The organism is Marinactinospora endophytica (assembly GCF_054780875.1).
Window position 1 is genome coordinate 602,494 of record NZ_BAAGVM010000001.1, and the last position, 26,295, is coordinate 628,788.

At 73.2% G+C, this 26,295-nt stretch carries 24 protein-coding genes; 18 read left to right on the top strand and 6 right to left on the bottom strand.

Annotated elements, in window-relative coordinates; translation table 11 throughout:
• Positions 1-4 precede the first annotated feature (4 nt).
• From ACYVHU_RS02700 to ACYVHU_RS02715, 4 genes are all read left to right on the top strand, one after another.
• A complete protein-coding gene (locus tag ACYVHU_RS02700; protein ID WP_078759972.1) occupies positions 5-1,147 on the top strand; it encodes a vWA domain-containing protein in 1,143 nt (380 codons plus the stop codon).
• Positions 1,140-2,306 carry an XdhC family protein gene (locus ACYVHU_RS02705; RefSeq protein ID WP_078759971.1) on the top strand — a complete coding sequence of 389 codons (1,167 nt, stop codon included), beginning with the start codon at positions 1,140-1,142 and terminating at the stop codon, positions 2,304-2,306. Before ACYVHU_RS02700 ends, ACYVHU_RS02705 begins: the two co-directional genes overlap by 8 nt.
• A gap of 152 nt (positions 2,307-2,458) precedes the next feature.
• Positions 2,459-2,995, top strand: a complete 537-nt coding sequence (locus tag ACYVHU_RS02710; protein WP_078759970.1) for a hypothetical protein — start codon at positions 2,459-2,461, stop codon at positions 2,993-2,995.
• A 148-nt stretch (positions 2,996-3,143) separates the two neighbouring features.
• Positions 3,144-3,764, top strand: a complete 621-nt coding sequence (locus ACYVHU_RS02715; RefSeq protein ID WP_078759969.1) for a nucleotidyltransferase family protein — start codon at positions 3,144-3,146, stop codon at positions 3,762-3,764.
• A 24-nt stretch (positions 3,765-3,788) separates the two neighbouring features.
• Here ACYVHU_RS02715 and ACYVHU_RS02720 read toward each other — a convergent pair whose 3' ends face one another.
• Positions 3,789-4,736 carry an aldose 1-epimerase family protein gene (locus ACYVHU_RS02720; RefSeq protein WP_432935907.1) on the bottom strand — a complete coding sequence of 316 codons (948 nt, stop codon included), beginning with the start codon at positions 4,734-4,736 and terminating at the stop codon, positions 3,789-3,791.
• A gap of 106 nt (positions 4,737-4,842) precedes the next feature.
• Positions 4,843-7,437 carry a protein kinase domain-containing protein gene (locus ACYVHU_RS02725; RefSeq protein ID WP_078759967.1) on the bottom strand — a complete coding sequence of 865 codons (2,595 nt, stop codon included), beginning with the start codon at positions 7,435-7,437 and terminating at the stop codon, positions 4,843-4,845.
• Between the two features lie 235 nt (positions 7,438-7,672).
• Here ACYVHU_RS02725 and ACYVHU_RS02730 point away from each other — a divergent pair, with 235 nt between their 5' ends.
• Complete coding sequence (locus tag ACYVHU_RS02730) at positions 7,673-8,866, top strand: CaiB/BaiF CoA transferase family protein (RefSeq protein WP_498947423.1); 1,194 nt, start codon at positions 7,673-7,675, stop codon at positions 8,864-8,866.
• A 90-nt stretch (positions 8,867-8,956) separates the two neighbouring features.
• On the opposite strand, the gene ACYVHU_RS02735 is transcribed toward ACYVHU_RS02730, so the two are convergent.
• Positions 8,957-9,214, bottom strand: coding sequence for a DUF2470 domain-containing protein (locus ACYVHU_RS02735; RefSeq protein WP_078760048.1), 258 nt, complete (start codon positions 9,212-9,214; stop codon positions 8,957-8,959).
• Positions 9,215-9,379: 165 nt separating this feature from the next.
• Between ACYVHU_RS02735 and ACYVHU_RS02740 the strand changes: the two genes are divergently transcribed.
• From ACYVHU_RS02740 to ACYVHU_RS02790, 11 genes are all read left to right on the top strand, one after another.
• Positions 9,380-9,847 (top strand): MarR family winged helix-turn-helix transcriptional regulator, encoded by a 468-nt coding sequence (locus ACYVHU_RS02740; RefSeq protein WP_078759965.1) that lies wholly within the window; start codon positions 9,380-9,382, stop codon positions 9,845-9,847.
• Positions 9,848-9,918: 71 nt separating this feature from the next.
• A complete protein-coding gene (locus ACYVHU_RS02745) occupies positions 9,919-10,620 on the top strand; it encodes an SseB family protein (protein WP_078759964.1) in 702 nt (233 codons plus the stop codon).
• A gap of 205 nt (positions 10,621-10,825) precedes the next feature.
• Complete coding sequence (locus tag ACYVHU_RS02750; protein ID WP_078759963.1) at positions 10,826-11,623, top strand: prepilin peptidase; 798 nt, start codon at positions 10,826-10,828, stop codon at positions 11,621-11,623.
• A gap of 634 nt (positions 11,624-12,257) precedes the next feature.
• The gene (gene aroC / locus ACYVHU_RS02755) at positions 12,258-13,439 is read left to right on the top strand and encodes a chorismate synthase (RefSeq protein ID WP_078759962.1); all 1,182 of its coding nucleotides are present in this window, start codon (positions 12,258-12,260) and stop codon (positions 13,437-13,439) included.
• Between the two features lie 49 nt (positions 13,440-13,488).
• Positions 13,489-14,016: a shikimate kinase gene (locus ACYVHU_RS02760; protein WP_078759961.1), complete on the top strand. Its 528-nt coding sequence runs from the start codon at positions 13,489-13,491 to the stop codon at positions 14,014-14,016.
• A complete protein-coding gene (gene aroB / locus ACYVHU_RS02765; RefSeq protein ID WP_078759960.1) occupies positions 14,013-15,092 on the top strand; it encodes a 3-dehydroquinate synthase in 1,080 nt (359 codons plus the stop codon). Before ACYVHU_RS02760 ends, aroB begins: the two co-directional genes overlap by 4 nt.
• 201 nt (positions 15,093-15,293) lie before the next feature.
• The gene (gene efp / locus ACYVHU_RS02770; protein ID WP_078759959.1) at positions 15,294-15,860 is read left to right on the top strand and encodes an elongation factor P; all 567 of its coding nucleotides are present in this window, start codon (positions 15,294-15,296) and stop codon (positions 15,858-15,860) included.
• A 40-nt stretch (positions 15,861-15,900) separates the two neighbouring features.
• Positions 15,901-16,314: a transcription antitermination factor NusB gene (gene nusB, locus ACYVHU_RS02775; RefSeq protein WP_078759958.1), complete on the top strand. Its 414-nt coding sequence runs from the start codon at positions 15,901-15,903 to the stop codon at positions 16,312-16,314.
• Positions 16,315-16,340: 26 nt separating this feature from the next.
• On the top strand, positions 16,341-17,120 hold the full coding sequence (locus ACYVHU_RS02780) for a methyltransferase domain-containing protein (protein ID WP_144290664.1): 780 nt from the start codon (positions 16,341-16,343) through the stop codon (positions 17,118-17,120).
• 33 nt (positions 17,121-17,153) lie between these two features.
• Positions 17,154-18,425, top strand: a complete 1,272-nt coding sequence (gene dinB, locus ACYVHU_RS02785) for a DNA polymerase IV (protein WP_200813485.1) — start codon at positions 17,154-17,156, stop codon at positions 18,423-18,425.
• A 266-nt stretch (positions 18,426-18,691) separates the two neighbouring features.
• Positions 18,692-19,084, top strand: a complete 393-nt coding sequence (locus ACYVHU_RS02790) for an SCO2097 family morphological protein (RefSeq protein ID WP_078759955.1) — start codon at positions 18,692-18,694, stop codon at positions 19,082-19,084.
• Between the two features lie 126 nt (positions 19,085-19,210).
• Here ACYVHU_RS02790 and ACYVHU_RS02795 read toward each other — a convergent pair whose 3' ends face one another.
• From ACYVHU_RS02795 to ACYVHU_RS02805, 3 genes are all read right to left on the bottom strand, one after another.
• On the bottom strand, positions 19,211-21,496 hold the full coding sequence (locus tag ACYVHU_RS02795; RefSeq protein ID WP_235000660.1) for a transglutaminaseTgpA domain-containing protein: 2,286 nt from the start codon (positions 21,494-21,496) through the stop codon (positions 19,211-19,213).
• Complete coding sequence (locus ACYVHU_RS02800; RefSeq protein ID WP_078759953.1) at positions 21,493-22,731, bottom strand: DUF58 domain-containing protein; 1,239 nt, start codon at positions 22,729-22,731, stop codon at positions 21,493-21,495. The genes ACYVHU_RS02795 and ACYVHU_RS02800 overlap by 4 nt, the downstream gene beginning before the upstream one ends.
• Before the next feature lie 65 nt (positions 22,732-22,796).
• The gene (locus tag ACYVHU_RS02805) at positions 22,797-23,783 is read right to left on the bottom strand and encodes an AAA family ATPase (protein WP_078759952.1); all 987 of its coding nucleotides are present in this window, start codon (positions 23,781-23,783) and stop codon (positions 22,797-22,799) included.
• A 320-nt stretch (positions 23,784-24,103) separates the two neighbouring features.
• Here ACYVHU_RS02805 and mraZ point away from each other — a divergent pair, with 320 nt between their 5' ends.
• Positions 24,104-24,535: a division/cell wall cluster transcriptional repressor MraZ gene (mraZ, locus tag ACYVHU_RS02810; RefSeq protein WP_078759951.1), complete on the top strand. Its 432-nt coding sequence runs from the start codon at positions 24,104-24,106 to the stop codon at positions 24,533-24,535.
• Between the two features lie 422 nt (positions 24,536-24,957).
• Positions 24,958-25,881 (top strand): 16S rRNA (cytosine(1402)-N(4))-methyltransferase RsmH, encoded by a 924-nt coding sequence (gene rsmH, locus ACYVHU_RS02815; RefSeq protein WP_235000686.1) that lies wholly within the window; start codon positions 24,958-24,960, stop codon positions 25,879-25,881.
• The last annotated feature ends 414 nt before the right edge of the window (positions 25,882-26,295 follow it).

Here is a 26,295-nt window from a genome sequence, read left to right on the forward strand (position 1 = left end):
GGCCATGGCCTTCGACCGTGACGCCCGGGACCTCGCCAGGTCCCTCCTCGACCTGCCGCGCGCGTTGCGCGCCGCCGGGGTGCGCGCCGACCCCGCCCGCGCGCGGGCCTTCCTCACGGCGGTGGCCGAACTCGGCGTGGGCCGGCCGAACGCGATCTACTGGGCCGGCCGGATCACCCTGTGCTCAGGGCCGGAGGACCTGGAGCGCTACGACGCCTGTTTCGCCCGGCACGTCGAGGCCGGACTCCCCGGTCCCCCGACGGGCGGGGAGGGATCGCAGACGTTCCGGGCCCCGGTGTGGCATCCCGCGCCGCGCAGGGAGCGCGGCGCCTGTGACGCCCCCGAGCACGCCGTCGCGGCCTGCGACACCGAGGTGCTGCGCTCCCGCGACATCGCGACGCTGGCTCCGGCCGAACGCGCCGAGGTCGCGCGGCTGCTCAGCCTGGTGGAGAGGCGCGGCCCGCGTCGTCGGTCCCGGCGCACGGTTCCGGCCCGGCGCGGCCGGCCCGACCTGGCGCGCACGGTCCGCGCCATGCCGCGCCGCGGGGGCGAGGCGCTGCATCTGGTGCGCGGCGCCCGCCGTCTGCGCCCCCGCCGCGTCGTAGTGCTGATCGACGTGAGCGGTTCGATGCGGCCCTACGCCGACGCGCTGCTGCGCCTGGCCCACGCGGTCCTGCGCGGACATCCCGGCCACACCGAGGTGTTCGCCGTGGGCACCCGGCTGACCAGGCTCACCCCCGGTCTGGCGGCCCGGGACCCGGCCGCCGCGCTCGCCGCGGCCGGCAGGGCCATCCCCGATTGGGGAGGCGGGACCCGTCTCGGCGCCGAGCTCAAGGAATTCCTCGACCGTTTCGGGCGCCGCGGTATGGCTCGCGGGGCGGTCGTGGTTATCGCCTCCGACGGCTGGGAACGGGGCGACGCGAACGAACTCGGTGTCCAGATGGGCCGGCTGGCCCGCCTCGCCCACCGCGTGGTGTGGGCCAACCCGCATCGGGGACGGCCGGGCTACGAACCGCTCACGGCGGGGATGCGGGCCGCCCTGCCTCATGTCGACGATTTCGTGCCCGGGCACAGCCTGGACGCGCTGGAACGGCTGACGGCCGTCATCATCGGCGGAACCGTCAGGAGAGGAGCAACCCGTGCGTGACATCCGCAACACGGTGGCGGAGCTGTACGCCACCGGCGAGACGTTCGCCCTGGCGACGGTCATCGACACCTACCACAGCGCGCCCCGCGACGCCGGCGCGGCCATGGCGGTGACGGCCGGGGGCGAGGTCGTGGGCAGCGTCTCCGGAGGCTGTGTGGAGGGCGCGGTCTACGAACTCGGTCAGGAGGTCATCCGCACCGGACAGCCGGCGCGCCGCACCTACGGTGTCAGCGACGACGACGCCCTCGCCGTCGGCCTCACCTGCGGCGGCACCCTGCACGTCCTGGTCGAACCCGTCGACCCCCACCGTTTCCCGCGGCTCGGCGACGTCATCGACGCGGTCAACCAGCACCGCCCCGTCGCGGTGGCCACCGTGGTCTCGGGGCCGGGACGGTTCGGCGCGCGCCGCGTGCTGTGGCCGGAGGGGGCCGAGGGAGACCTCGGATCCCGGAGGCTGGAGGCGGCCGTCGACGACGACGCGCGCGGCATGCTCGCCCAGGGGCGCACCGGCATCCTGCGCTACGGGGCCGACGGCCAGCGCCGGGGCGACGAACTCGAGGTGTTCGTCCAGTCGTTCGCGCCGGCGCCGCGCATGCTGGTGTTCGGGGCGATCGACTTCGCCGCCGCCGTCGCCGACATCGGCGCCTACCTGGGCTACCGGGTCACGGTGTGCGACGCCCGGCCGGTCTTCGCCACCCCCAAGCGGTTCCCCCGCGCCGACGAGGTCGTCGTCAAGTGGCCGCACGTCTTCCTCTCCGAGATCGAGGACGAGATCGACGAGCGGACCGCGATCTGCGTGCTGACCCACGACCCCAAGTTCGACGTCCCGGTGCTGGAGGTCGCGTTGCGCACGCCGGCCGGCTACATCGGCGCCATGGGCAGTCGGCGCACCCACGAGGACCGGCTGGCCCGGTTGCGGGAGGCGGGGGTGCCCGACGAGCGGTTGGAACGGTTGCGTTCACCGATCGGCCTGGACCTGGGGGCGCGCACCCCGGAGGAGACCGCGGTGTCCATCGCCGCGGAGCTGATCCAGGTCCGCTGGGGAGGAAGCGGTCGGCCCCTCTCCTCGACGGCCGGACGGATCCACCACGAGTCCGCGCGCCCGCAGCGCCGACCTGCCTTGGTCGGGGGACCGCGCGAGGAGACGATACGGGAATGAGGCGCGGGCGCCCTTCTCCGGAACCGGCTTTCGCGGCGCCGTGACCGGCGGTTTCGCCGGCGGGGACGACAAACTCCCCGGGCGGGCGTTGCAACCCGCCGTGAGCGGGAAGTTCCGCCAAAGAGCGGAAAACAAGAGCCGAGGAGGCGGTCATGCCGTCGTGGGGCTGGGCCGGAGCCGTGCTCATCGTGGCGTTCGCGGTGTTCGGATGCTGGTTGTTGGTACAGCGCACCAAACGACCGAGGAAGTTCTTCCGGGGAGGGTTCGCCGATCCCCTGCGCGACGAGTTGCCACCCGAGGAGCGCACCACGCTCGCGCCGCAGACGGTGAAGGAGCCCACTCGGCGCAGTTTCCTGGAGACCACGATCGATGAGGAGGCCGCCGCCCTCGTCGAGGGGGACGGGGAGCGCCATCACACGCCGCCGTTGACGACGAACCTGGACCGCGAGGCCGCCGCCCTCATCGACGAGCAGGTGGGCGATTCCAGTGAGGGGACGGGGGCCAGGCCCCGGGAATCGGTTCCGCCGGGCGACGCCGACCCGACCCGTCCGCTGTCCTCGAAACCCCGGGGACCGGTGGGGGACCCCCAGGCGCGTGAAAGCGCGCCCGCCCCCGCTGAGGAGCCGGCGTCGGGCATCCCGCTGCCCCGCCCGCGACGCCGTATCAGGTGGCGCAGAGGTCGAGTCTGACCGGCCACAAGCGGCCAAGCCGGCAGGTGAATCGGGGGCCGAGGGCGGGTACATCAACGCGCCATCGCATAGATCACGGGCATAACGGGCGTGAAGCGAGAGTCGCAGATGCAACCTGCCAGAGCTTGTCGCATGGCATCATCGCGGCATGACGACACGGGAGCGTGACGCCGAGACCACGTCGGTCGCCGGACTGTTACTGGCCGCGGGGGAGGGCAGCCGCCTGGGGCGCCCCAAGGCCCTGGTCGAATTGGAGGGGGAGCGGCTCGTCGACCGGGGAGCGCGCATCCTGCGTGAAGGCGGATGCGACCCGGTCTACGTCGTGACCGGGGCCGCCGACGTGACGGTCGAGGCGGCGGTCACGATCCACAACCCCGACTGGGCCGACGGCATGGGTTCCTCGCTGCGCATGGGCCTGGCCACGCTCCCGCCCGGTGTCGACGCGGTGGTCGTGGCCCTGGCCGACCAGCCGCTGGTCACCCCGGCCGCGATCGGACGCCTCCTGGGCGCCTACCGCGAGGGCGCCCGGGCCGCGGTCGCCACCTACTCCGGCAACCTCCGCAACCCGGTCCTGCTGGGAAGGGAACACTGGCCGAGCGTGCACGCGCTCGCCGAGGGCGACGTCGGCGCCCGCCACTTCCTGCGCGCCTACTCCCACCTGGTGACGATGGTCGCCTGCGACGACGTGGCCCGCCCCGACGACATCGACACCCCCGAGGACCTCGACCGGATGCGGGCCCTGCTGGCCTCCGGCGAGAACCGGCCCTGAAAGATCCCGCGCGGTGTCGTCGCGTCACGCTCGGTCCCCGTGCGCGGGGACCGGATCGACCCGGCGGATACCGTAACGGGACTCGGTCGTCTCGCCAGGGGCCAGCACGATCAGATCGGTGCCCGAGGCGAACCCGTTGGGCGGGCAGGTCATGGGCTCCACCGCGAGCTGACGACGGCGCACCCCGGGCTCCAGCACATCAGAGCTGAACACCTGCAACCAACGGTAGGAGGCGTCGGCCCACAGGGCCACAGCGTGGTCCCGATCCGACAGCACGGTCCAGGCCAGACCGTCGAGACCGCGCCGCAGGTCGGTGAACGCGGTGTCGAAGACGGTCTCGCCGATCCGGTGGGCGGAGGTGAAGTCCAGCGGCGTGCCCCGCACGGGCGTGGGCGGGCCACAGGGCAGCAGGCGCTCGTCCACGGGCAGGTGGGCCCCGGCCGGCAGCGCCAGAACCGCCTCGTCCACGACCGAGCCGACCGTCAGGTAGTTGTGCGTGCCGTTGCCGTAGGGCGCCGGATCCGCTCCGGCGTTGCGCGCGCCGATGCACACGCTCAGCCCCGTCACCGGGTCCAGGTCATAGCGCACCGACAACTCCAGCCGGAACGGATATCCCGGCGCGCCGTCGAGCACGTGGGTCAACAGCGCGTCGGTCGAGGAGATGTCGGCGGGCAGCCAGGCCGCGGAGTGGGTGAGGCCGTGGAGCGCGGTGGCGCGTCCGGGCTCGGTGATCTCCAGGCGGTGCTCGACACCAGCGAAGGAGTAGCGGCCGTCCCCGATCCGGTTGGGCCAGGGCAGCAGCACCTGCCCCTGGAAGGCCACCGGCGCCTCCCCAGGGGGGTAGCCCCACACCAGGTCGCGGTCCCGCCAGACCAGGCGTTGCAGCGCGGCCCCGCGCCGATCGATCGACGCCTGGTAGTCACCGGCGGCCAGCTCGATCGTGTCGGTCCCCACTGTCGCCTGACCGCTCATGTGTCCCACCGCTCTCACATCCGATGTCGACCATCGGCGATCATAACCGTCCGGCCCGGGGCGGCGGAGGATCTGGGCGGCGCCGTCCCTCCAAAGCCCGGCGGCGCTATCCGAGGACCAGGCTGAGGGGGATGAGCACCCCCATCCCCACCAGGAAGAAGCCACTGGACAGCAGGCGGACCAGCATCACCGCCGACCCCGCCACGGCCAGGCGGCCGGCGACGAGCCGGGTACGGGCGCGGCGCCGCTGGCCCGCCGCGACCCGGCCGGCCACGAACAACCCCGACCCCAGCGCCACGGGGAACCACCACACCAGCCCCGCGCCGGCGGGGAGCAGGCCCAGCAGCGATGTGGCCAGCTCGGCGACGGGGGAGACGAGGGCGCTCCCGCGCAGTGCGGTCAGCGCCTCGTGGGCCGAGGCGATCCACGGCTGGTCGCTGTAGAGGCCGCGGGTGTGCCACAGCAGCAGGCCGCTCCCGTCGAGGAGACCCAGCAGGGCGGCGGGGTAGGCGAGGCGGCGGCACCGGCCGGCCCGCATCGCGCGCTGGAGGCGCTCCATGTGGCGATCGATGCGTTCGCTCTCGGACAGCCGCCGAGGGCGCAACCGCTCCCAGGGCGAGCCGGACCGCCCGTCGGGGGCGGCGGGGGCGGCGGAACGGCCCGCGCCGGTGACGCGCTCGCGCGCGCTCGCCCAGCCGTCGCTCAGCGCGGTGCCCATCCGTTCGCGGCGTCCCCGCCACAGCGCCCTGCTGTCCGCGCGCTCGCGCTGGCGCAGCAGTTCGCCCTCGCGCGCCGCCGTGGGCAGCGTCAACAGGGCCATCACCAGCGCCGCGTTCGTCGTGGTCACACCGCCCCGGCCCTTCAGCGCGATCCGGCGCTGCTCGCGCCACCAGGGGACGCGCGGCGCGTCGCTGCGGTGGGCGGGGTGCCAGGACTGGGCGCGCAGCAGCCGGCGGTAGTGGCCCGCCGAGTCGGGGTCCAAGACGAGTTCCACCGCTCGCGCCCAGCCGGCGTCCCACTCGTGGCGGCCCGGATGGACGGTTTCGTGATCGTCGCGGGCGGCGAGGCCCGCGACGGTGGCCTCGACCTGACGCATGATGAGGGGAACCTCGTGCTGCACGCGCTCCAGCAGCGCGCACCGGTTCGTCCCCTCGGCGCGGCAGGCGGGGTGGTCGCACCAGTGCCGCGCGGCCAGGCCGAGCGCGCCCAGCTCGACCGCCTCGCGCAGCGCGGCGTGCCGGCTCCCCTCGCCGGTGGCCAGGGCCAGCACCCCCTCGGCGGTCACCTCGTGGCCGCGGTAGCGCGGGGGCATGCCCGGCACGAACCTCGCCGCCAAGGCGCTGATGGCCACGTGCACGCGCTCGGGGTGGGCGTCGAGGACGGTCAGATGGGCGCGGTCGAAGGTGTAGTCGTTGACCTCGCGGTCCAGCCAGGTGCGCAGCGCCGGCCAGTGGGTGCGCAACCAGACCTCGCCCTTGTCGGAGCGGTCGAGGAGGTCGAAGGCGAGGCTGGGGGGATCGTCGTGGGAGACGTCGGCGAACTTGATCGGCGCGTGCCGCCTGGTCTTGACCACCTGCGGCCGTTCCCCGGCCAGCCACTGCGTGACCTCGGCGTACCCCCAGCGGTCCCGGGGGACGGGGGTGAGCAGTCCGCGGGCCAGCAGCCGCCACCGTTCGTCGGGGATCGCCGAGACGTCGACCTCGCTGTTGCGGGCGGTCAGCCAGTTCTCGCCGCGCTCCGGCCGCCTCCCGGTCATCAGCTCGTGCACCATGATGCCCAGCGACCACCATGCGGCGGGCGCCTCGCGGCGGCCCTCGACGACCTCGGGCGCCGCGTAGGCCTCGGTGATGGCCAGCCCGCCGTAGACGCGGCTCATCGTGGCGCGCACCGCGCCGCCGAAGTCGGTCAGGGCGAACACCGGCGGGTCGGTCGCGCGGACGAGGAGGTTCTCCGGCTTGACGTCGGTGTGGTTGTGCTGGAGGGAGTCCTGCCAGTGGTGCAGGCACTGGGCGACCGCCGCGACGATGCCGCGGGCCTCGTCCTCGGGGAGGGGGGAGCGGTCCATGATCGCGCGCAGGGATCCCTCGGCGAAGTACTCCTGGGCCTCCCAGGCCACTTCCTCGCCCCAGGCGCTGCGCGCATGCCCGTAGCCGTGGATGGCGGGCGTGTGGGGGTCGGCGGTGCCACGGGCGCGCAGCCGGTCGAGCAACTCGCGGTTGATGTCGTGGCCGGGCCGGTAGACCTTCAGCGCGACGCGGGGCCGCGGCCCGCCGGCGCCGCCCTCGGAGGCCGCGCCGATCGGCTCGGCGAGGTAGACCACCGCCTCGCCGCCGGAACCGATGTGGCCGAGCACCTCGTAGGAGCGGCGGAGCTCGGCCGGGACGGCGTGGTCCAGGTCGCCGGCCGGGCCGATGACGACACGGGAGACCAGCCGCGCCAGCCAGTCGAGCAGGGGGCGCAGCAACCGGCGCCACCACGGCTGTGACGAGGTGGGGGAGGCGGTGGCCCCAAGGCGCCGGGTGTGTACCGCGGTCTCGCCGCCCGGGGCCGGGGCCGGCGCTACCCTGGTCCGGTTCCCGGGCCGGAGCAGGGCGGTGACCCGGCGGGTCCGCTCCTGGTCGGGGGCCGACCGGGGGCCGGCCGCGGCGGGTTCGATCCGCTGGGTCGGTGCGGTGGGGTCGGAGGGGTCGGGTGTGGCCATCGTGGGAACGGCGTCTCTCCGCTCGCTTGGAAAAGCTGGGTCGCCCCTCCAGGGTAGGTCAGTCCCCGGCGGCGGAGGGGGTCCTCACCCCGACCGGTCGGGACCCGCGCCGGGGTGTGGGCGTGGCCGGGGCCGAGGGAATGGTGCGAGGGGGTTGTCCCCTTTCGCGGAGATTGGCTAGCGTGGCTCATTGGCTAGGCCAATTTCGGTCGCCGAAGCATGGAGGAGGAGCGCAATGACGCACGCCGGTGGGCCGCTCTCGGGCATCGTGGTGCTGGACCTGTCGCGGGCCCTCGCGGGGCCGCACGCCGCGATGCTGCTGGGCGACCTGGGCGCACGGGTCATCAAGGTCGAGCAGCCGGGCACCGGCGACGACACCCGCGGCTGGGGACCGCCGTTCGTGGGCCCCGAGGGCGACCCCATCAGCACCTACTTCCTCTCCTGCAACCGCAACAAGGAGTCGATCGAACTCGACCTCAAGTCCGACGACGGCCGCACCCAGCTCACCCGGCTCGTGCGGGCCAGCGACGTCCTCGTCGAGAACTTCCGCCCCGGGGTGCTCGACCGGCTCGGCTTCTCGATGGAGCGGCTGCACGAGCTCAACCCGCGTCTGGTGGTCTGCTCGATCAGCGGTTTCGGGCACGACGGCCCCGAGGGCGGCCGGGCCGGATACGACCAGATCGCCCAGGGCGAGGCCGGCCTGATGAGCATCACGGGTTCCTCGCCCGAGGAGCCCACCAAGGTGGGCGTGCCCATCGGCGACCTGCTGGCGGGGCTGCACGGTGCCTACGGGACGCTCAGCGCCCTCTACGAACGCGAGCGCACCGGCCGGGGCCGCGTCGTGCGCACCTCGCTGCTCTCCTCGATCGTCGGCGTCCACGCCTTCCAGGGCACCCGTTGGACCGTGGCCAAGGAGGTGCCCCGCCCCATCGGCAACCACCACCCCTCCATCGCCCCCTACGGCACCTACGCCTGCGCCGACGGCATGCTCCAGGTCGCGGTCGCCAGCGAGGGCCAGTGGGCCAAGTTCGCGGCGCTGCTCGGACTGGACGCGACGGACCCGCGCTTCGCCCGCAACGCCGACCGGGTCACCAACCGGCCCGAGCTCAACGCCGCGATCGAGGCGGTGCTGGCCGGCGGGTCCCGGGACGAGTGGCTGGAGCGCATCGGCGCGATCGGGATCCCCTGTGGGGCGATCCGCACCATCGACCAGGTCTACGAGTGGGAGCAGACCCGCTCCCAGGGGCTCGTGCTGTCGGTGGACCACCCGGTGCTCGGCGAGATCGAGCTGCCCGGTCCTCCGGTGCGCTTCGACACCCACCCCGACGAGACCACGGCGGGACGCGCCGGACACCTGCCGCCGCCCCGGTTGGGCGAGCACAACGACAGCGTCCGCGCCTGGCTGGACGAGCTCGACGCGGACGCGTGACCCGCGGCGGGGCGGAGGTGGTGCGGCCGGGGCGACGGCCGCACCACCTCCGCCCCGTTGCGAGCCCTCCCCACGGGCAGGCGCCCGCCCTTATCGTCCACCACGCGGCTCGACCCCGAGCCGGGCGCACGCCTCGCGGTACAACCGCACGACCTCCGCGCGGATCTCACCGCGCTCGGTCAGCGGGCGCCCCCACGGGATGCGCACGGTCTCCTCGACGCCGTCGACGACCACCACGTACTCCCCGCCGGCGCCGTCCAGGCCGGTCATGCGCGCCGACGTGGCCCGCGGAGAATCGCCGAAGGCGCGACAGATGAGCAGGGTGTCCTCGGCGTGGTCGTCGTTCATGTGCGCGGTGACGGCGCGCACGACATCGGGTGAGAACGGGCCGCTGGACACGGGTGGTTCCTTTCCACGGGCGAGGCGTCGCAGAGGTCCACCGTAACCGGCCCACGGCGGGCGGCGACGCGGGGAGGGCGGGCCGGACGCCGGACGCGTAAGTACGATGGGGGTATGAGCGAGGTCGACTGGCTGAACGCCGATGAGCAACGGACGTGGCGCAGCTACCTCGTGGTCAACTCCCTGTTGGAGGAGCGGCTCGACCGCGACCTGCACCGGAGGAACGGCCTCTCCCTGGTCGAGTACGGCATCCTCGTCCACCTCTCGGAGGCCGAGGGCATGCGCATGCGCATGCGTAACCTCGCCCACACCGTCATCGTCTCCAAGAGCCGCCTCTCCCACCAGGTGGCCCGGCTGGAGCGCGACGGGTACGTGCGGCGCGAGCACTGCTCGGAGGACCGTCGCGGCGCCTGGGCGGTGCTCACCGAACAGGGACGCGAGGCGATCCGGGCGGCCGCTCCCGGCCACGTCGCGCTGGTGCGCGCCAGCCTGTTCGACCGGTTGAACCCGGAGCAGGTCAAGCACCTGACAGAGATCATGGACGTCCTGGAACGCGGTCTGCGCGAATCCGAGAACGGATGAGGACCGTCCCCAAGGGGTGTCCTGGCCGGTCCCGCCCACTGACATCCCCCAGGAGGAAGTAGAGTCGCCTCGTGAAGGGACCAACGATCATCGGCGCCCAGCGCTTCCGTGACGACGACGGCAGCGCCGATCCCGAGGTGCGCGAGAAACTGGACGCCTACTCCCGGGGAGCGATCGGTGAGCGCCAGGTCCTGGCCGCGCTCGGTCCCTCCCGGCTCCTCGTCCCGATGGTGGCCGTCGCCACCGAGGTCGAGACCGACGCCGACGGGTTGACCCACGACAAGAAGAGCGACGTCGCGGTGCCGATCCTGGTGGGCAGGGACGGTCGGCGTGGCATGCTCGCCTTCACCTCGGTCGAGACCGTCAAACGCTGGCGTGAGGACGCCCGGCCGGTACCGGTGACCGCCGTGGACGCCTGCCGCACCGCGGTCGAGGAGGGCACGGACGCCCTCGTCATCGACGTCGCGGGGCCGGTCACCTACGCCGTCCAGGGACGTTTCCTGGCCACCCTGGCCGAGCACGGGACCGTTCCCAGCCCCAAGGACGACCCTCAGGTCCTCGGCCTGATCTACCGGATCACCCACACCGAGTTCGGGATCGAGCGGGTACGGATCCACGAGTCCGACCGCGCCGACATCGGGGTGCGCCTGGAGCTGGAGCGCCGCGACGACGAGTCCCTGCGCAGGGTCGCCCAGCGGCTCGCCCAGGAACTCGCCCCTCTCCTGCCCGGAGGCGTGGAGCTCAGCGCGGTCGTGCGCGCGCGCCGCGACTGACGCCCGAGGGACGGGCCGTCCCACGGGGACGGCGGATGTGCCCCCGTCGGCCACCCGGCCCAGACCGCGCCGCCCTTCTCGGATGGAGTCGTTTTCCCGCCACGGGCGGGCGCCGCGCGGTCGGCGGGAAGGCGCCGCACGACCGGGAAGTGACGGGGTGTGGGCGGCCGGGCGGTGCGTCCACGGTCCGGCCTAGAGTTCCCCCATGCCCTCCATCTCCGTTGTCCTCCCCGCGCTGGCCCTGGCCCTTCTGGGCGGATTGCTGGGGGCCGTCGCGGGCCGGGTGGTCCCGTTGTTCCGGGCCTACGAGCCCGTCCCCGACGGGTCACAGGGGCCGCCCCCGCCCCAGTGCCCCCACTGCGGGACGCGGGTCCCCTGGCCGCGTTGGACGCCGTTGCCGGCGCGCTTCGCCCTGACGGGACGCTGCGCCGACTGCGCCACCGCGGTGCGCGCCCCCGCGGTGGTCGGGGTGACGGCGGCGGCCGTGCTGGGCGGGCTGGCCCTGCTGCCCGGCCGGTCCGCCGTCGAGATCCCCGCCTTCGCCTTCCTGGGGGTGGTGGGGGTGGTGCTGGCGGTGGTCGACGCGCGTACCCACCGCCTGCCCAATCCGCTGGTCCTGCCGGCCTATCCGGTCGCGCTGGCGCTGCTCGGGGCGGCGGCGCTGGCGGTTCCCGATGGGGGCGGGCGGATGCTCACCGCGCTGGCCGGCATGGCCGGGGTCGCGGCGTTCTACTGGGTGCTGTGGTTCATCCACCCGGCGGGGATGGGGTGGGGGGACGTCAAGCTCTCGGGGCTGCTGGGGCTCTACCTCGGTTGGTGCTCTCTGGGGTCGGCGGTCTCGGGCACCTTCGCCGCCTTCCTGTTCTCGGCCTGCTACGGCCTGGTGCTCATCGCCTTGGGGAGGGCCACCCGCAGGAGCCGTATCCCCTTCGGCCCGTTCATGATCGCCGGGGCGTTCGCGGTCATCGCCCTCGGCGACCCCCAGCCGGCCCTGCTCGGTTGAGCCCCGCGCCGCCGCAGATCGACCCCGCCGGGGGCCGACCTCCCGGACGGTGCAGCGGCCCGGCGCGCAGGACGGCCGGGATCGTCGGGCTCCGCGGCACGGGGTCGGGGAACGGGCCGCCCGGCACCGTCGAGATCACGCCGTCCCTCTCACCGGCGCGGCCTGTCCGACGGCCCGGCGCGCGGCCGCCACCAAGCGCGCCTCCACCCGACGCCCACGGTTTGAGACCGCGTCGACCGGCGACGTCGGCGCCACCCGCGCGGCGTCCCGCGGAGCGGGCCGGCGGGCCTCGGGCGTGCCGCCGACACCTCGCGTCGCTCCAGCACCCGGCCGGCCTGGCGGCGCCCTGGCAGCATGGCGGCGGACGGAGCGCCGGACCGCCGTCCGGGGCGCCCGCGACCGACACGAGCGGACCACCAGGTGCCGCCGGCCCGACGGACACGTCGATCTGCGCCGCCGCGTCCGGTCCGGCGACCGGCGTGGTGGTGGGCTTCCGGAGTGGCCTGGCAAGGCCGGTCGGGGCGGAAGCCCACCGCCCCGGAAGGAGCGCCACCAGGCGGACGGCCCGCTCCCGGGGACGACCCGCAGTCGCCCCGATGTCCCGCCGAGGTCCCGACCGTGGGAAGATCAGGGCATGTTGCGCTGGCTGACCGCTGGGGAGTCCCACGGGCCGGCACTCGTCGCGATCCTGGAGGGCCTCCCGGCAGGCGTGTCCGTCACCTCTGACGACATCGCCGCCGCGCTGCGCCGCCGACGCGCCGGGTACGGCCGGGGCGCCCGTATGAAATTCGAGCAGGACCAGGTCTCCATCCTCGGGGGCATCCGGCACGGCCGTACCCAGGGCGGGCCGGTCGCCATCGAGGTGGGGAACACCGAGTGGCCCAAGTGGGAGCGGGTCATGTCGCCCGACCCGGTCCCCGCCGAGGAGCTCGAGGGAGTGGCCCGCAACGCTCCGCTGACCAGGCCCCGCCCGGGCCACGCCGACCTCGTCGGCATGCAGAAGTACGGCCACGACGAGGCGCGTCCCATCCTGGAACGCGCCAGCGCCCGGGAGACGGCGGCGCGCGTCGCCATCGGCGAGGTCGCCCGCGCCTTCTGCCGCCAGGCGCTCGGGGTGGAGATCCTCAGCCACGTCGTGTCCATGGGGGAGATCGGCGTACCCGACGACGCGCCGCTGCCCGGCCCCGGGGACCTGGAGCGTATCGACGCCGACCCGTTGCGCTGCGCCGACCCCGAGACCAGCACCCGGATGGTCGCCGAGGTCGACGACACCAAGAAGTCCGGCGACACCCTGGGCGGTGTCGTCGAGGTGCTGGCCTACGGACTTCCGCCCGGCCTGGGCAGCCACGTCCACTGGGACCGGCGCCTGGACGCGCGCCTGGCCGGAGCCCTCATGGGGATCCAGGCCATCAAGGGCGTCGAGGTCGGGGACGGCTTCCGCACCGCGGGACGCCGGGGTTCGGCCGCCCACGACGAGATCGAGCCCGGACCCGACGGGGTCCGCCGCCGCAGCAACCGCGCCGGCGGCGTCGAGGGCGGAATGAGCACCGGGGAGCCACTGCGGGTGCGCGCCGCGATGAAGCCCATCGCGACCGTCCCCAAGGCCCTCGACACGATCGACGTCACCAGCGGCGAGCCGGCCCAGGCGCACCACCAGCGCAGCGACGTCACGGCGGTGCCGGCGGCCGGAGTGGTGGCCGAGGCCATGGTCGCACTCGTCCTGGCCGAGGCCGCGCTGGAGAAGTTCGGCGGCGACTCCGTCGCCGAGACCGTCCGCAACCTGAACAACTACCTGGACGCGCTGACCATCAGGTGAGCGGGTCCGCGGCCCCGGGCGGGACCTCCCGCGGGGGAAGGGGGATTCGGTGATGAGCAGGCCGATCGCGGTCCTCATCGGTTCGCCCGGATCGGGCAAGTCCACGGTGGGGGCCGCCCTGGCGGCCCGGCTGGGCGCGCCGTTGGTCGACACCGACGCCGAGATCGAGACGAGGGCGGGAAAGCCCATCGGCGACATCTTCGTCGAGGACGGTGAGCCGGCGTTTCGCGAGCTGGAGCGCGCGGTCGTCGTCGAGGCGCTGACCGGGCATCCCGGCGTCCTCGCGCTCGGTGGGGGGGCGGTCCTGCATCCGGACACGCGCGCCGCGCTCGCCGGGCACCACGTCGTCTACCTCCAGGTGGAGTTCGCCGACGCGGCCAAGAGGGTCGGCCTGGACCAGGCCCGACCGCTGCTGCTGGGCAACCCCCGGGCCAGGTTGAAGGCGCTGCTGGAGGAGCGGCTGCCCATCTACGAGTCGCTGGCCACGGTCACGGTCTCGACCAGTACCCACCGCGTGGAGGAGGCGGTGGAGGAGATCGTCGCCCGTCTCCCCGCTGCCCGGAACGGAGAAGGATGAGCGCAACACGGATCGGTGTCGGGGGGTCCTCGGCGCCCTACGAGGTCGTCGTGGGCAGCGGTGTGCTGGGCGAGCTCGCCGGGCTGGTCGGCGGGACGGCCGCGCGGGTCGCGGTGATCCATCCCGGTTCGCTCGGCGAGATCGCCCGTCCGGTGTGCGCGGCGTTGGAGGCCGCCGGCCACGTCGTCCACCCCATGCCGGTGCCCGACGGCGAGGCGGCCAAGGACGCCGCGGTGGCCGCCGACCTGTGGGCCCGCCTGGGGCGGGCCGGATTCACCCGCAGCGACGCCGTTGTGGGGGTCGGCGGGGGCGCCACCACCGACCTGGCCGGCTTCGTCGCCGCGACCTGGCTGCGCGGCGTGCGCTGCGTCCTGGTCCCCACGACGCTGCTGGGCATGGTCGACGCGGCCGTGGGAGGCAAGACCGGCATCAACACCGCCGAGGGCAAGAACCTGGTCGGCGCCTTCCACCCTCCCGCGGGGGTGCTGTGCGACCTGGCGACGCTGCCCAGCCTGCCCACCGCCGACTACATCGGCGGCCTGGCCGAGGTGATCAAGGCCGGCTTCATCGCCGACCCGGTCATCCTCGACCTCGTGGAGTCCGATCCCGAGGGCGCCGTCCGCCCCGAGGGCCGGCACACCCGTGAGCTCATCGAGCGCGCCATCGCGGTCAAGGCCGAGGTCGTCTCGGCGGACCTGCGGGAGAGCGGCCGGCGTGAGATCCTCAACTACGGGCACACCCTCGGCCACGCCATCGAGCGCGCCGAGAACTACGCCTTCCGGCACGGGTACGCGGTGGCGATCGGCATGGTCTTCGCCGCCGAACTGGCCCGCCTCGACGGGCGTCTGGACGCGCGGACCGTGGAGCGGCATCGGAGCATCCTCACCTCGGTCGGTCTGCCGACCGGCTACGCGGGCGAGGCGTGGGCCGGCCTGCGCGACACGATGCGGGTGGACAAGAAGGCCCGCGGCGCGACACTGCGGTTCGTGGTGCTGGAGGGTCTGGCCCGTCCCGCGATCCTGGCCGGCCCCTCCGACGCGCTGCTCGACGCCGCCTACCGGGCGGTGAGCGCCTGAACGGCACGCGCAGGTCGCCCCGAACACCCACTAGACTCCTCAGGGGAACGGTGTCGGCTCCTCTGAAGGAGCGTCCCGCCCGAGGCGGAGACGCCGGCGGCCGACACCACGGGTTCCCGCGACGCGCGCCGCAGCCCCACGGGCACGGCCGTGGTTCCTTGACAAGATGACTTTGCCTCACCGCTGGGAGAGACGACCGAAGTGGCCACGACGAACGACCTCAAGAACGGCATGACCCTGAAGCTCGACGGTGGCGAACTCTGGAACGTCGTCGAGTTCCAGCACGTCAAGCCCGGCAAGGGCGGCGCGTTCGTCCGCACCAAGCTGAAGAACGTGACCTCCGGCAAGGTCGTCGACAAGACCTTCAACGCCGGCGTGAAGGTGGAGGTCGCCAACGTCGACCGCCGCGAGATGCAGTACCTCTACGCCGACGGTGAGTCCTACGTGTTCATGGACACCGAGACCTACGACCAGCTCTACATCCCCCGCGAGGTCGTCGGCAAGAGCGCCGACTACCTGCTGGAGAGCGCCCTGGCCACCGTCGCGATCAACGAGGGCACCCCGCTCTACATCGAGCTGCCGGCCGCGGTCGAGCTGGAGATCGCCCAGACCGACCCGGGCCTCCAGGGCGACCGCTCCACCGGCGGCACCAAGCCGGCGACGCTGGAGACCGGCGCCGTCATCCAGGTCCCGCTGTTCATCAGCACCGGTGAGAAGGTCAAGGTCGACACCCGCAGCGGCGAGTACCTGGGTCGCGTCAACTCATGACGTTGCACCACTTCACGGCGGCACCCCTGGCAGGAGATCGATGAGCGGCGCGCGACGCAAAGCCCGCAGACGCGCGGTGGAAGTACTGTACGAGGCCGAGGTGCGCGGCGTCACGGTCGACGAGGTGATCAAGCGGCGACGGGCCCAGCCCGAGCCCCCGATCAACGAGTTCACCGAGCACCTCGCCCGTGCCGTCGACGAGCGGCGTGAGCGCATCGACCACCTGCTCGGCGACTACGCCATCGGCTGGACGCTGGAGCGGATGCCCGTCGTCGACCGCAACATCTTGCGCATGGGGGCCTACGAACTGCTGTGGGCCGCCGACATCCCCGACGGCGTGGCGATCGCCGAGGCGGTGGCGGTGGCCAAGGAACTGTCCACCGACGAATCGCCGACCTTCATCAACGGCCTGCTGTCGCGGCTGATGGAGAACAAGGAACAGCTCACGCTGTGACCTTTCGGGCGGCGGGAGGGAATCTCGTGACGGAAAGGGCCGGTACCGCGGCGTCCGCCTCAGGGCCGCAGCGTGCCGCCGGCACGGCGCGCACCGCCGTCGTCTGGGACGCGCTGCGTTCCGAGCTGGCCGGCATCCAGCGCTCCGGGGGAGAGCCCCTGCGGATCGTGGACGCGGGCGGCGGGACGGGAGGGGCCGCGGTCCCCCTGGCCGAACTCGGTCACGACGTGACCGTTGTCGACCCCAGCCCCGACTCCCTGGCCGCGCTGGAACGCCGCGCGGCCGAGGCGGGGGTGCGGGTGCGCGCGGTCCAGGGCGAGACCGCCGACCTCGCCGGCCTGCTTCCGGCCGGGGAGGCCCACCTGGTGCTGGTGCACAACGTGCTGGAGTACGTCGAGGATCCGGCGGCGGCGCTCGGCGACATCGTCGGCGTCACCCGGCCGGGCGGGGCGGTGAGCGTCCTGGCCACCAACGCGGTCGCGGCGGTGCTGCACCGCGCGCTCGCCGGGCACCTCGGTGACGCCCGGAGCCTGTTGGACTCCACGGACGGCCGTTGGGGCGAGGGCGATCCGATGCCGCGCCGGTTCACCGCCGAAGGGCTCGTCGGCCTCGTCCGTGCGGCCGGCCTGTCCGACATCAAGGTCCGCGGGGTCCGGGTGTTCACGGACCTGCTGCCGGGGCGCGTCTTCGACGGCGACCCGCAGGCCGGCCGGGAGCTGCTGGAACTGGAGAAGTCCGCCTCGGCGCACCCGGAGCTGTCGGGGATCGCCACCCAGCTGCACCTGCTGGCCCGCCGCCCCGCCTGAGCGGCTGTCCCAGGTCGACCGCACAATGGTCATATGAGCCGACGCCAGCTCCAGCGGGGGACCGCGATGCGCGGTGCCGTCACCGCGTCCGGCATCGAGCCGCTCGACCTGACCACCGTGTCCGATGAGGACTGCCCCATCCTGCACATCGACATGGACGCCTTCTTCGCCGGTGTCGAGGAGCTCAAACACCCGTGGGCGCGCGGCCGTCCCGTCATCGTGGGCGGTACCGGCGGGCGCGGGGTGGTGGCCTCCGCCAACTACGCCGCCCGCCGTTTCGGGGTCCACTCCGCGATGCCGATGTCGCGCGCGCTGCGGGCGTGCCCGGACGCGGTGGTCTTCCCACCGGACGGAGCCTCCTACCGCAGGGTCTCGGCGGCGGTCATGGACATCCTCCGCTCGGTCACCCCCGAGGTCGAGCCGCTCTCCCTGGATGAGGCGTTCCTCGACGTCTCCGGTGCGCGCCGGCGGCTGGGCGGCCCGGTGCGCGTCGCCACCCTGATCCGCGAACGGATTCGGACCGAACAGCGGTTGACCTGCTCGGTCGGTGTCGCCTCCACGAAGTTCGTCGCCAAGCTGGCCTCCACCCACTGCAAGCCCGACGGACTGCTGTTCGTCCCCGCGCGGCACGTGCGGGCCTTTTTGCACCCGCTTCCGCTGGGGGCCCTGTGGGGGGTGGGCGACAAGACGGAGCAGACGTTGGCCCGGCTGGGGCTGCGCACCATCGGGGACGTGGCGGCCACACCCCCCGAGACCCTCCGCCGCGAACTGGGCGTCGCCCTGGGAGACCGGCTCGCCGCGCTCTCCCAGGGGCGGGACGAACGCCGTGTCGTCACCGACGCGCCGGACAAGAGCATCGGCGCGGAGGAGACCTTCGCCGAGGACGTCGCCGACGCGGGGCGGATCGGGCGCGAGCTGCTGCGGCTGTCGGAGAAGGTGGCGCGACGGCTGCGGGCCACCGGCCAGGTCGGGCGGACCGTCGTGGTCAAGCTGCGCCGTGACGACTTCACCACGATCACCCGCTCCCGCACGCTCCCCGACTACACCGACGTCGGCCGTGAGATCAGCGCCACGGCGCGGTCCCTGTACGCGGCGGCGGGACTGGACGGGGCGCGGTTGAGGCTGGTGGGGGTCCGGGTAGAGGGGCTGCGGGCCGCGGCCGGCGTGCACCGGCAGCTCGCGTTGGACGAGCCCGAGAGCGGATGGCGCGACGCCGAACGGGTCATGGACCTCGTCGCCCGGCGTTTCGGTCCGGCGGCGCTGCGACCGGCCGTGCTGGCAGAGCGTGACGAAGATGACGTATGATTCGGTAACTTTGTGCCGCCCTCGATCGTTGTACTCGTCAGGTGGTCGTCCACCTGGCGCTGAACCCCCAGGTCGGAGGCAGAGAGGGACGTGGAGACCGGTGTTTTGGGCGAAGCACGCGGGTAGTGTGACCCATGTGGGTCACCTAGACGCGGAAGTATTCTTTTCACCGGGCGCTAAGGCGCCGTATTCTGGGCATATCACTGGCCACCAGATGGTTGCTCAGTACCGGTTGCCCCACCCGGGGACTGTTTTTGGGAGGCGCCGTGCCGCTCTCTGAACACGAGCAGCGCATGCTCGACCAGATCGAGCGGGCGCTGTATGCCGAGGACCCGAAGTTTGCCAATACCGTCCGCCAGACGAATCCTCAGGTCCACTACAAGCGCTGGATCATCAAGGCCTCGATCGGGTTTGTCCTGGGCATCTGCCTCCTCATGGGGGGCGTGATCGTCCAGCAGCCGATCGTCGGTGCCCTCGGTTTCGTCGTCATGCTGGCATGCACCCTGTGGGGCCTGTCGGGGTGGCGGCGCGTCTCCGGTGGTGGCGCGTCCGAGGCGAATACCCCCGCGGCGCAGCCCAAGCAGCGCCGTCAACAGCGTCCGGGCATGATGAGCCGCTTCGAGGAGCGCTGGCGCCGTCGTCAAGAGGGCGAACAGTAGCGTTTCGGCCCACGCGATCCAATACAGAGATCTCACATGTGTCCGCCGGGGTGATCCCTCACCCCGGCGGACACATGTCTGTCTCCCCTTCCTCCCTGTCCCGAACCCGCCCGAGCCGTCTGCGGGTCACGCGTGTGCGCGTCGCCTCCGGGGCCGGGCGCCCCAGACCAGGAGCGAGCGCGGTAGCAGCACCGCCCGCATCCGCCCCCAGGGCCCGGCCCCGGCGCGCAGGGCGCCTCGCAGCAGCAGGCTGTCGGCCGCCAGGTCCTGCGATGGGGCGGGGGGAACCGGGGCGTAGCGGGCCCCCTCCTCGGCCAGCGCGATCCGGTCGAGCGCCGCGCGGGCCTCGGCGGACAGCCGCCGCTCCTCGCCCAGGCGGCGGGCGACCCCACGCGGGCTCTCGGCCGGATTCCAGGCCAGACCGGTGTCGAGGACGTCGTCGCGCAATTCCAGCCACGCGGCGCGGGACCTGGCCGCGTGCGAGCGCGCGCCCGCCCAGCGGACGCGGCGCCTGAGCGTCCGCAGCAGTGCCGGCAGCAGGGGCGCCACGACCAGCGTCAAGGAGACCAGTACCAGGGGCGACAGCGGTGCCGGCCGGGAGGTCGGCGCCGAGGTCGGCGCCTCCGCGGCCGGTGCCCCGCTGCCGGAAGAGGAGGGCGTGGGCTCCTCCTCGGGAGAAGGGACGTCGGTGGTGGAACCGGTCGCCGCCTCCTCCGGAGCGTCCGGCGTGGGAGTCCCGCCCTCGGGGGCGGAGGAGGCGTGATCGGGGACGTTCGCGCCCGGCTGCCCCTGCCCCGAGGAGGGGGTCGGCTCAAAGCGCAACCAGCCATGCCCCTCGAAGTACAGCTCGGGCCAGGCGTGGGCGTCGCGTTCCGTCACCAGCCAGTGGTCGTCGAAGATCTGTTCCCCAGGGGTGTAGCCGACTGCCACCCGGGCCGGGATGCCGGCCTGGCGGGCCATCAGGGCCATCGCGGCGGCGAACTGCTCGCAGTAGCCGACGCGTTCCTCGAAGAGGAAGCGGGCCAAGGGGTCCTCGCCCTCGGGGACGGCCGGGGGCTGCAGGCTGTACTCGAACCTTCCGTCGGTGAACCACTCCTGGAGGGCCACCGCCCGTTCGTGCGGCCCCGACGCGTCGGCGACGATGGAGCGGGTGAGCTCCCCGATCCGGGGGTCCAGGCCGGCGGGCACGTCGAGGTAACGCCGGTCCACACCGCTCACGTTCGGGGAGGCGGCGGCGAGATCGTCGGGGTCGGTCGCGAAACGCGGGGAGGTCACCCGGTAGGTCAGTCCTCCCGCGTTGCCCTGGGGGGCGAACACCATCAACGTGTCGGGGTCGGCGAACCAGTCGCCGGAGATCTCGATCCGCTGTGCCGGATAGGGCAGGGGCAGGAAGTTCATGTCCTGGGCGGTCGGGGTGACGGTGATGTCGGTCGTCGTTTCAACGGCCGCGTCGGACTCGACCCCGGGGACCGGCGGCAGCGCCTCCTCGGTCACCCGGTACCGTTGGGCCGCCCGCACCGCCGACATCGTCCAGTTCTCGCCGTCGAAGGCGTCGAGGACGTGGACCCGCAGGTAGTCGGGTTCCTCCGTGGAGGTGCGGTACTCCAGGACACGCCGATCCAGCGTCGAGAGCAGGCCACGGCGCAGGGAGGCCATCGGGTGGACCGTGGTCACGGTCCCGTTGTCCCCGCGGACCTCGTCGATCAGGCCGAACACCGTCCCACTGGCCAGTCCGGGGACGACGGCCGGGACCAACAGGGCCAGAGCCGTCGCGGGCGCGGCGATCAGGAGGCCGTCCACCGCGTGCCGTCCGGCCCCGCCCGCGCGTCCGGGCAGGGCACCGCGCTCGCGTGCCCGTTCCCAGCCGTCCACGACGAGCAGGATCAGGAATCCGGCCGCGGCCACGACGAACGCCGGACCGCCGATGCCCTCCTCGTGCACCGACAGGGGGACGAACAGCAGGGCGAGGAGTGCCAACCCGCTCAGCGCCGCCAGCCGCAGTGTCACCACGACGAGGTCGACCAACATCGCGAACAGCCCCAGAGACAGGGTGACGACGAACACGAGGGAGGAGGTCGCCTCGATGGGCGAGGGATTGGCGTCGATCTCGGCCATCCCGGCCTCGGCCAGTCCGCGCAGGACGGCCATGGAACCGCCCGTGGGGACGACCCCGAGCAGCGCCTCGCCGGAGGCGTGGCAGCCGGTCAGCAGTGCCAGCAGTACGACCGCCTGGAACAGGGGCAGCAGGAGCGCCGGTGAGCGGAGGGCGCGGGCGGCCAGCGAGGTCAGCCCGACCGCGAGCACCGCCACGGCGGGCACGGGCCACCAGTCCCGGTCCAGGAACAGCGGATGCAGCAGGGGCAGCGCGCCCAGGGTGGCGAGTGTCGCCGCCACCGTGACCCGGCCTTTCACCTGTGCCCTCCCAGGGGTCCGGTCCGTTCGGTCGATGGGCGACGGCCCTGCCACGCCGCGGGCAGGTCGTCCAGCGTGTCGATCGCGAGCACCCGCCACCCGGTTCCGGTGAGCCGCACCTGGGCCTTCTCCAGAAGGGCCGGGGAGGACCATGGCGCCCGTCGACACAGCACCGCGATCCGGTCGCGCCCCTGCGCCGGGCGGGTCCGCGCGAACTCGTCGAGGTCCGACTCGGTCAGCGCGCCGAGCACCGCGACGACCGGCCCCCGGTCCGCCGCGACGGACTCGTCGAGCAGTCCGAGCTCGCAGCGCAGGTCACTCGTCGAGGCCGGGAGCACGGCGAGGACGTCGAGCACGCCATGGCCGGACACGGTGGTCTCGCCTCCCGCGGCGAGCAGACGGATCTCGCGGCCGTCGGCCGACAGGTGGAGCGCGATCGATCCCGCCGCGGCCACCGCGGTCTCCAGCGACGACTCCGCGCCCTCACCCGCGTGGGCGTGGGACCGCGCGTCCAGGAGGAGGGTGGCCTGCTCGCGTCGCCACCGTTCCTCACGCCGTACCATCAGTTCGCCGCGCCGCGCGGTCGAGCGCCAGTGCACCCGCCGAACGTCGTCACCGTGCCGGTACTCCCGGGGAACGGTGTCGTCCTCCCCGCTGCTCGCCATGGAACGCGCTGGACTGGTGTCGCTGTCCGCTGTCCCGCCACCGGGCGCCGCCCCCGAGAGCTCCACGATCCGGGGCACCACCAGCAGCGACAGGCCCGACCCCGAGGGCCTGGCGAGTTCGACGCAGCCCAAGGGGTCGCGGAAGCGCAGGGTCAGGGGACCGATCGGGTAGCGTCCGCGCGCCCGCGCGCACACCCGGTAGGCGATCTCCCGTTCCTCGCCACGGCGCAACCGGCCCACCGCGAAGCTCGGGGGCCGCCCCAGCGCCAGCGGCAGCGTCTCCTCGACGACCAGCCCGCCGGCGAACAGGGCCGTGGAGGAACCGGTGAGCCGGATCACGACCCGCGCCTCCTCCCCGGCGGTCACCCTGGCGGGGAGGAGATCGCGCGTGTGCCGCACACCGTCGGGGACTCGCAGCACGGTCAATGCCGCCAGCAGGGGCAGCGAGACGACGAACACGCCGACACGCAGCAGATCGCGTTCGCCGACGAGCACCGCTCCGACGGCGACCGCGACGCCCACGCACAACAGGACCCGACCGCGGAAGGTGAAGGCGCGTAGGGGTTTCACGACCCCGTCTCCGGCCGGACCGGAACGGCGGGGCGCAGGACGGCGTTCATGGAGGTGTCCTCGGGTCAGTCGGGAACCGGGATCCTGGCGACGAGGTCGCGGACGACCTGTTCGACGGGCAGCCCCTCGATCCGCGCCTCGGTGCTGGGGAGCAACCGGTGGGAGAGGACGGGGACCGCCAGGGCCTGGAGGTCGTCGGGGATGACGTAGGAGCGCGCCTCCAACGCGGCGTAGGCGCGTGCCGCGCGGACCAGGTGCAGGGTCGCGCGCGGCGACGCTCCCAACCGCAGCGCGGGGGAGGAACGGGTGGCCGAGACGAGGTCGACCGCGTAGCGGCGCACGGAGGGGGAGACGTGGATGGCGCGGACCCGGTCGATCATGTTCTGGACGTCCGCGGCCTTGGCCACCGGCTCCAGCCCCGCCAGCGGCGACCGGGATCCGTGGGTGTCGATCATGTCGAGTTCGGCCTGAGGGGAGGGGTAGCCGATGGCGACGCGGGCCATGAAACGGTCGCGTTGCGCCTCGGGCAGGGGATAGGTCCCCTCCATGTCCACCGGGTTCTGGGTGGCCACCACCATGAAGGGCCGTTCCAGCTCGCGGGTCTCGCCGTCGACGCTGACCTGGCTCTCCTCCATGCACTCCAGCAGCGCCGACTGGGTCTTGGGCGAGGCCCGGTTGATCTCGTCGCCCACGACGATGTTCGCGAAGACCGGCCCCGGGACGAACTCGAACTCGTGGCGTTCCTGGTGGTAGGCGTTGACTCCGGTGATGTCGCCGGGAAGCAGGTCCGGGGTGAACTGGATCCGGCTGACGGAGCAGTCGATCGACCGGGCCAGCGCCTTGGCCAGCATCGTCTTGCCGACGCCGGGGATGTCCTCGATGAGCAGGTGCCCCTCGGCCAGGAGGACGGTCAGCGCGATCCGCACGACCTCGGTCTTGCCCTCGATCACGGTTTCGACGGCCGTCCGGATGCGGTCGGCGGTGTCCAGGACCGCGCCGACGTCATGCACGGCCTCGTCGTCTCGTCCGGTGAGCCGCGTGTCCAGTGACACCTGTCCCCTCCCGCCCCGCCTGCTCCGACGACTTGAGGCTAGGCGTAAAGCGGGGCTTTGCAAACCGGAACCGGAGAGTACGTCCGGGCTCCCGCCGTGACCCGCCTCACCGGCGGATCCCCGGGGCGCGTCACGCCGTGACGGGCCCCGCGGCCCGACACGTCCGGATCGTTTCGCTCCTCCCCCTCTGAAGTGCTTCGATGCTCGCTGGGGGCGGGTGGGGCGACCGCGGAATCTGTTGACCGTGGAGGAGAGTGGAGTACAGTGGGGCACCGTGGAGCGGGGCGCCGCTCCATCGGGTCGGTGGGAGGTGGGAACCGGTGTTCCTCGGCACCCACGCGCTACGCCTCGATGAGAAGGGACGACTGTTCCTTCCGGCGAAGTACCGCGACGAACTGTCGGGGGGACTGGTGATCACGAAAGGCCAGGAGCGCTGTCTCTACGTCTTTCCTGTGCACGAGTTCCAGCGCATCACCGACGCCCTCCGTTCCGCACCCGTCACCGCCAAGTCGGTGCGCGACCACGGTCGCGTCTTCTTCGCCAGTGCGTCCGACGAGACGCCCGACAAGCAGGGCCGGGTCACGGTCCCGCAGAGTCTGCGCTCCTACGCGGGACTCGGCCGCGACTGCGTTGTCATCGGGGCCAACACGCGCCTGGAGATCTGGGACGCGCGAGCCTGGGCCGATTACGAGACCGAACAGGAGCAGGCGTTCGCGGAGTTGTCGGAGGAGGTGTTGCCGGGGGTGCTGTGACCCCAAGGCGTCGCCGCGCCGGTTCGACGGCCGGTCCGGCGGGTCCACGGGTCACGACCGTCGAATCCCGTCCGGTCACGGCCTCCAGACGCGCAGGAACGCCGGCTGACGCATCTTCCCCGGCGCCAGACGGCGAAAGGCGGGTCACAGCGGCTCCGCGTGCCGCGTCCGGGGGCCGGACCGGGGCGGTCTGGTCCGGTTGTCGACACCGGGTGCTGTCACGATCACGAGGGACGTCGATCGGGCCGCACCCGAGCCCGGCACCGACGACTGAAGAAGTAGCGATTCAAGGGGGAAGAGTGCTGATGGTCGATCCCGGACCGGAGGCCGTGGACGGGGCGTCGGCGAAGACGACCGATGTCGCGAGGGCCGCGGAGGGGCACGAGGGTCCGTTGGAGGATCGGCCCAAGCACGTGCCGGTCATGCTGGAGCGGATCGTCGAGGTCCTCTCCCCGGCGCTGGAAGGCGAGCGGCCCGTCCTCGTGGACGGCACACTGGGGCTCGGCGGCCACTCCGAGGCCCTGCTGCGCGCCCATCCGCGGCTCCGGGTGGTCGGTGTCGACCGCGATCCCAGCGCGTTGGAGCGCAGCGCCCGTCGCCTCGCTCCGTTCGCGGAGCGGGTCGACTACGTCCACGCCGTCTACGACGAGATCCCGCGCGCCCTTGACGACCTCGGGATCGCCGAGGTCCACGGTGTCCTTCTCGACCTCGGGGTCTCCTCGCCCCAGCTCGACGAGGCGGAACGGGGCTTCGCCTACTCCTACGACGCGCCGCTGGACATGCGGATGGATCCCACGCGGGGGCTCACCGCGGCCGACGTCGTCAACACCTACTCCGCCGCCGAACTCGCCCGCGTCCTGCGGGTCTACGGCGAGGAGCGTTTCGCCGCGCGCATCGCCCAGGCCATCGTCCGTGAGCGGGCGGGCGGGCCGATCGACTCCACCCGCCGTCTGGCCGACCTCGTTCGCGGCGCGATCCCGGCCGCCACCCGGCGCACAGGCGGAAACCCGGCCAAACGCACCTTCCAGGCGCTGCGTATCGAGGTGAACGCGGAACTTCCCATCCTGGAACGCGCGCTGCCCGCGGCCCTGTCCCGGCTCGCGGTCGGGGGACGGATCGCGGTGCTGTCCTACCACTCACTGGAGGACCGCATCACCAAGCGCGCGCTGGCGGCGCTGGCCACCGACACCACACCTCCCGACCTGCCGGTTCCGCTTCCTGACCGGCAACCCGAACTCCGCCTGCTCACCCGCGGGGCGGAACTGCCCTCACAGGAGGAGAACGCCCGCAACCCCCGTGCCGCCTCGGCGCGCCTGCGGGCCGCCGAGCGGGTCCGCAGGGCGTGACGAGGGACGGCTGAGGGATGACGCGCCGTGAATGGGGAAGCAACGGGCGCGGGACCGGACCAGCCGGACCGGGAGTAAACAGGGGACAGGGATGAGCGAGCCGCAGGGGAACGGCGACACCCGGGCCGCGGGCCGCGCCGGCAGGGGGCGAACACGCCCCCACGCCACGACCGGTGCGCAGACCGGGGGCGCGTCTGTCCGCTTGGGCGCCGAAGGGGAACGGGAGAGCGCGGTATGAGCAGTGCGATCGAGGACAAGGCCCGGCGCGGGCGGACGGCCGGACACGCCGCGACGGCATCGGTCCCCCGGAGCAGAGCCCACCGTCCGCGCGATGTGTCCGCGCGGCGCGCCGCGACGCCGTCCCGGCCGGTCCCCCGCCCCGCTTCCCGACCCGCCGCGACGGCGCAGCCACCG

What these genes read in the sequence shown, in the direction of transcription:
- rsmH (WP_235000686.1), top strand. Translation starts at nt 24,958, where the DNA reads ATGCTGGAGCGGATCGTCGAGGTCCTCTCCCCGGCGCTGGAAGGCGAG.
- ACYVHU_RS02735 (WP_078760048.1), bottom strand. Translation starts at nt 9,214, where the DNA reads ATGAACGACGACCACGCCGAGGACACCCTGCTCATCTGTCGCGCCTTC.
- ACYVHU_RS02750 (WP_078759963.1), top strand. Translation starts at nt 10,826, where the DNA reads ATGCCCTCCATCTCCGTTGTCCTCCCCGCGCTGGCCCTGGCCCTTCTG.
- ACYVHU_RS02725 (WP_078759967.1), bottom strand. Translation starts at nt 7,437, where the DNA reads ATGGCCACACCCGACCCCTCCGACCCCACCGCACCGACCCAGCGGATC.
- dinB (WP_200813485.1), top strand. Translation starts at nt 17,154, where the DNA reads ATGAGCCGACGCCAGCTCCAGCGGGGGACCGCGATGCGCGGTGCCGTC.
- ACYVHU_RS02710 (WP_078759970.1), top strand. Translation starts at nt 2,459, where the DNA reads ATGCCGTCGTGGGGCTGGGCCGGAGCCGTGCTCATCGTGGCGTTCGCG.
- ACYVHU_RS02720 (WP_432935907.1), bottom strand. Translation starts at nt 4,736, where the DNA reads ATGAGCGGTCAGGCGACAGTGGGGACCGACACGATCGAGCTGGCCGCC.
- ACYVHU_RS02715 (WP_078759969.1), top strand. Translation starts at nt 3,144, where the DNA reads ATGACGACACGGGAGCGTGACGCCGAGACCACGTCGGTCGCCGGACTG.
- ACYVHU_RS02730 (WP_498947423.1), top strand. Translation starts at nt 7,673, where the DNA reads ATGACGCACGCCGGTGGGCCGCTCTCGGGCATCGTGGTGCTGGACCTG.
- ACYVHU_RS02740 (WP_078759965.1), top strand. Translation starts at nt 9,380, where the DNA reads ATGAGCGAGGTCGACTGGCTGAACGCCGATGAGCAACGGACGTGGCGC.
- ACYVHU_RS02700 (WP_078759972.1), top strand. Translation starts at nt 5, where the DNA reads ATGGCCTTCGACCGTGACGCCCGGGACCTCGCCAGGTCCCTCCTCGAC.
- nusB (WP_078759958.1), top strand. Translation starts at nt 15,901, where the DNA reads ATGAGCGGCGCGCGACGCAAAGCCCGCAGACGCGCGGTGGAAGTACTG.
- aroC (WP_078759962.1), top strand. Translation starts at nt 12,258, where the DNA reads ATGTTGCGCTGGCTGACCGCTGGGGAGTCCCACGGGCCGGCACTCGTC.
- aroB (WP_078759960.1), top strand. Translation starts at nt 14,013, where the DNA reads ATGAGCGCAACACGGATCGGTGTCGGGGGGTCCTCGGCGCCCTACGAG.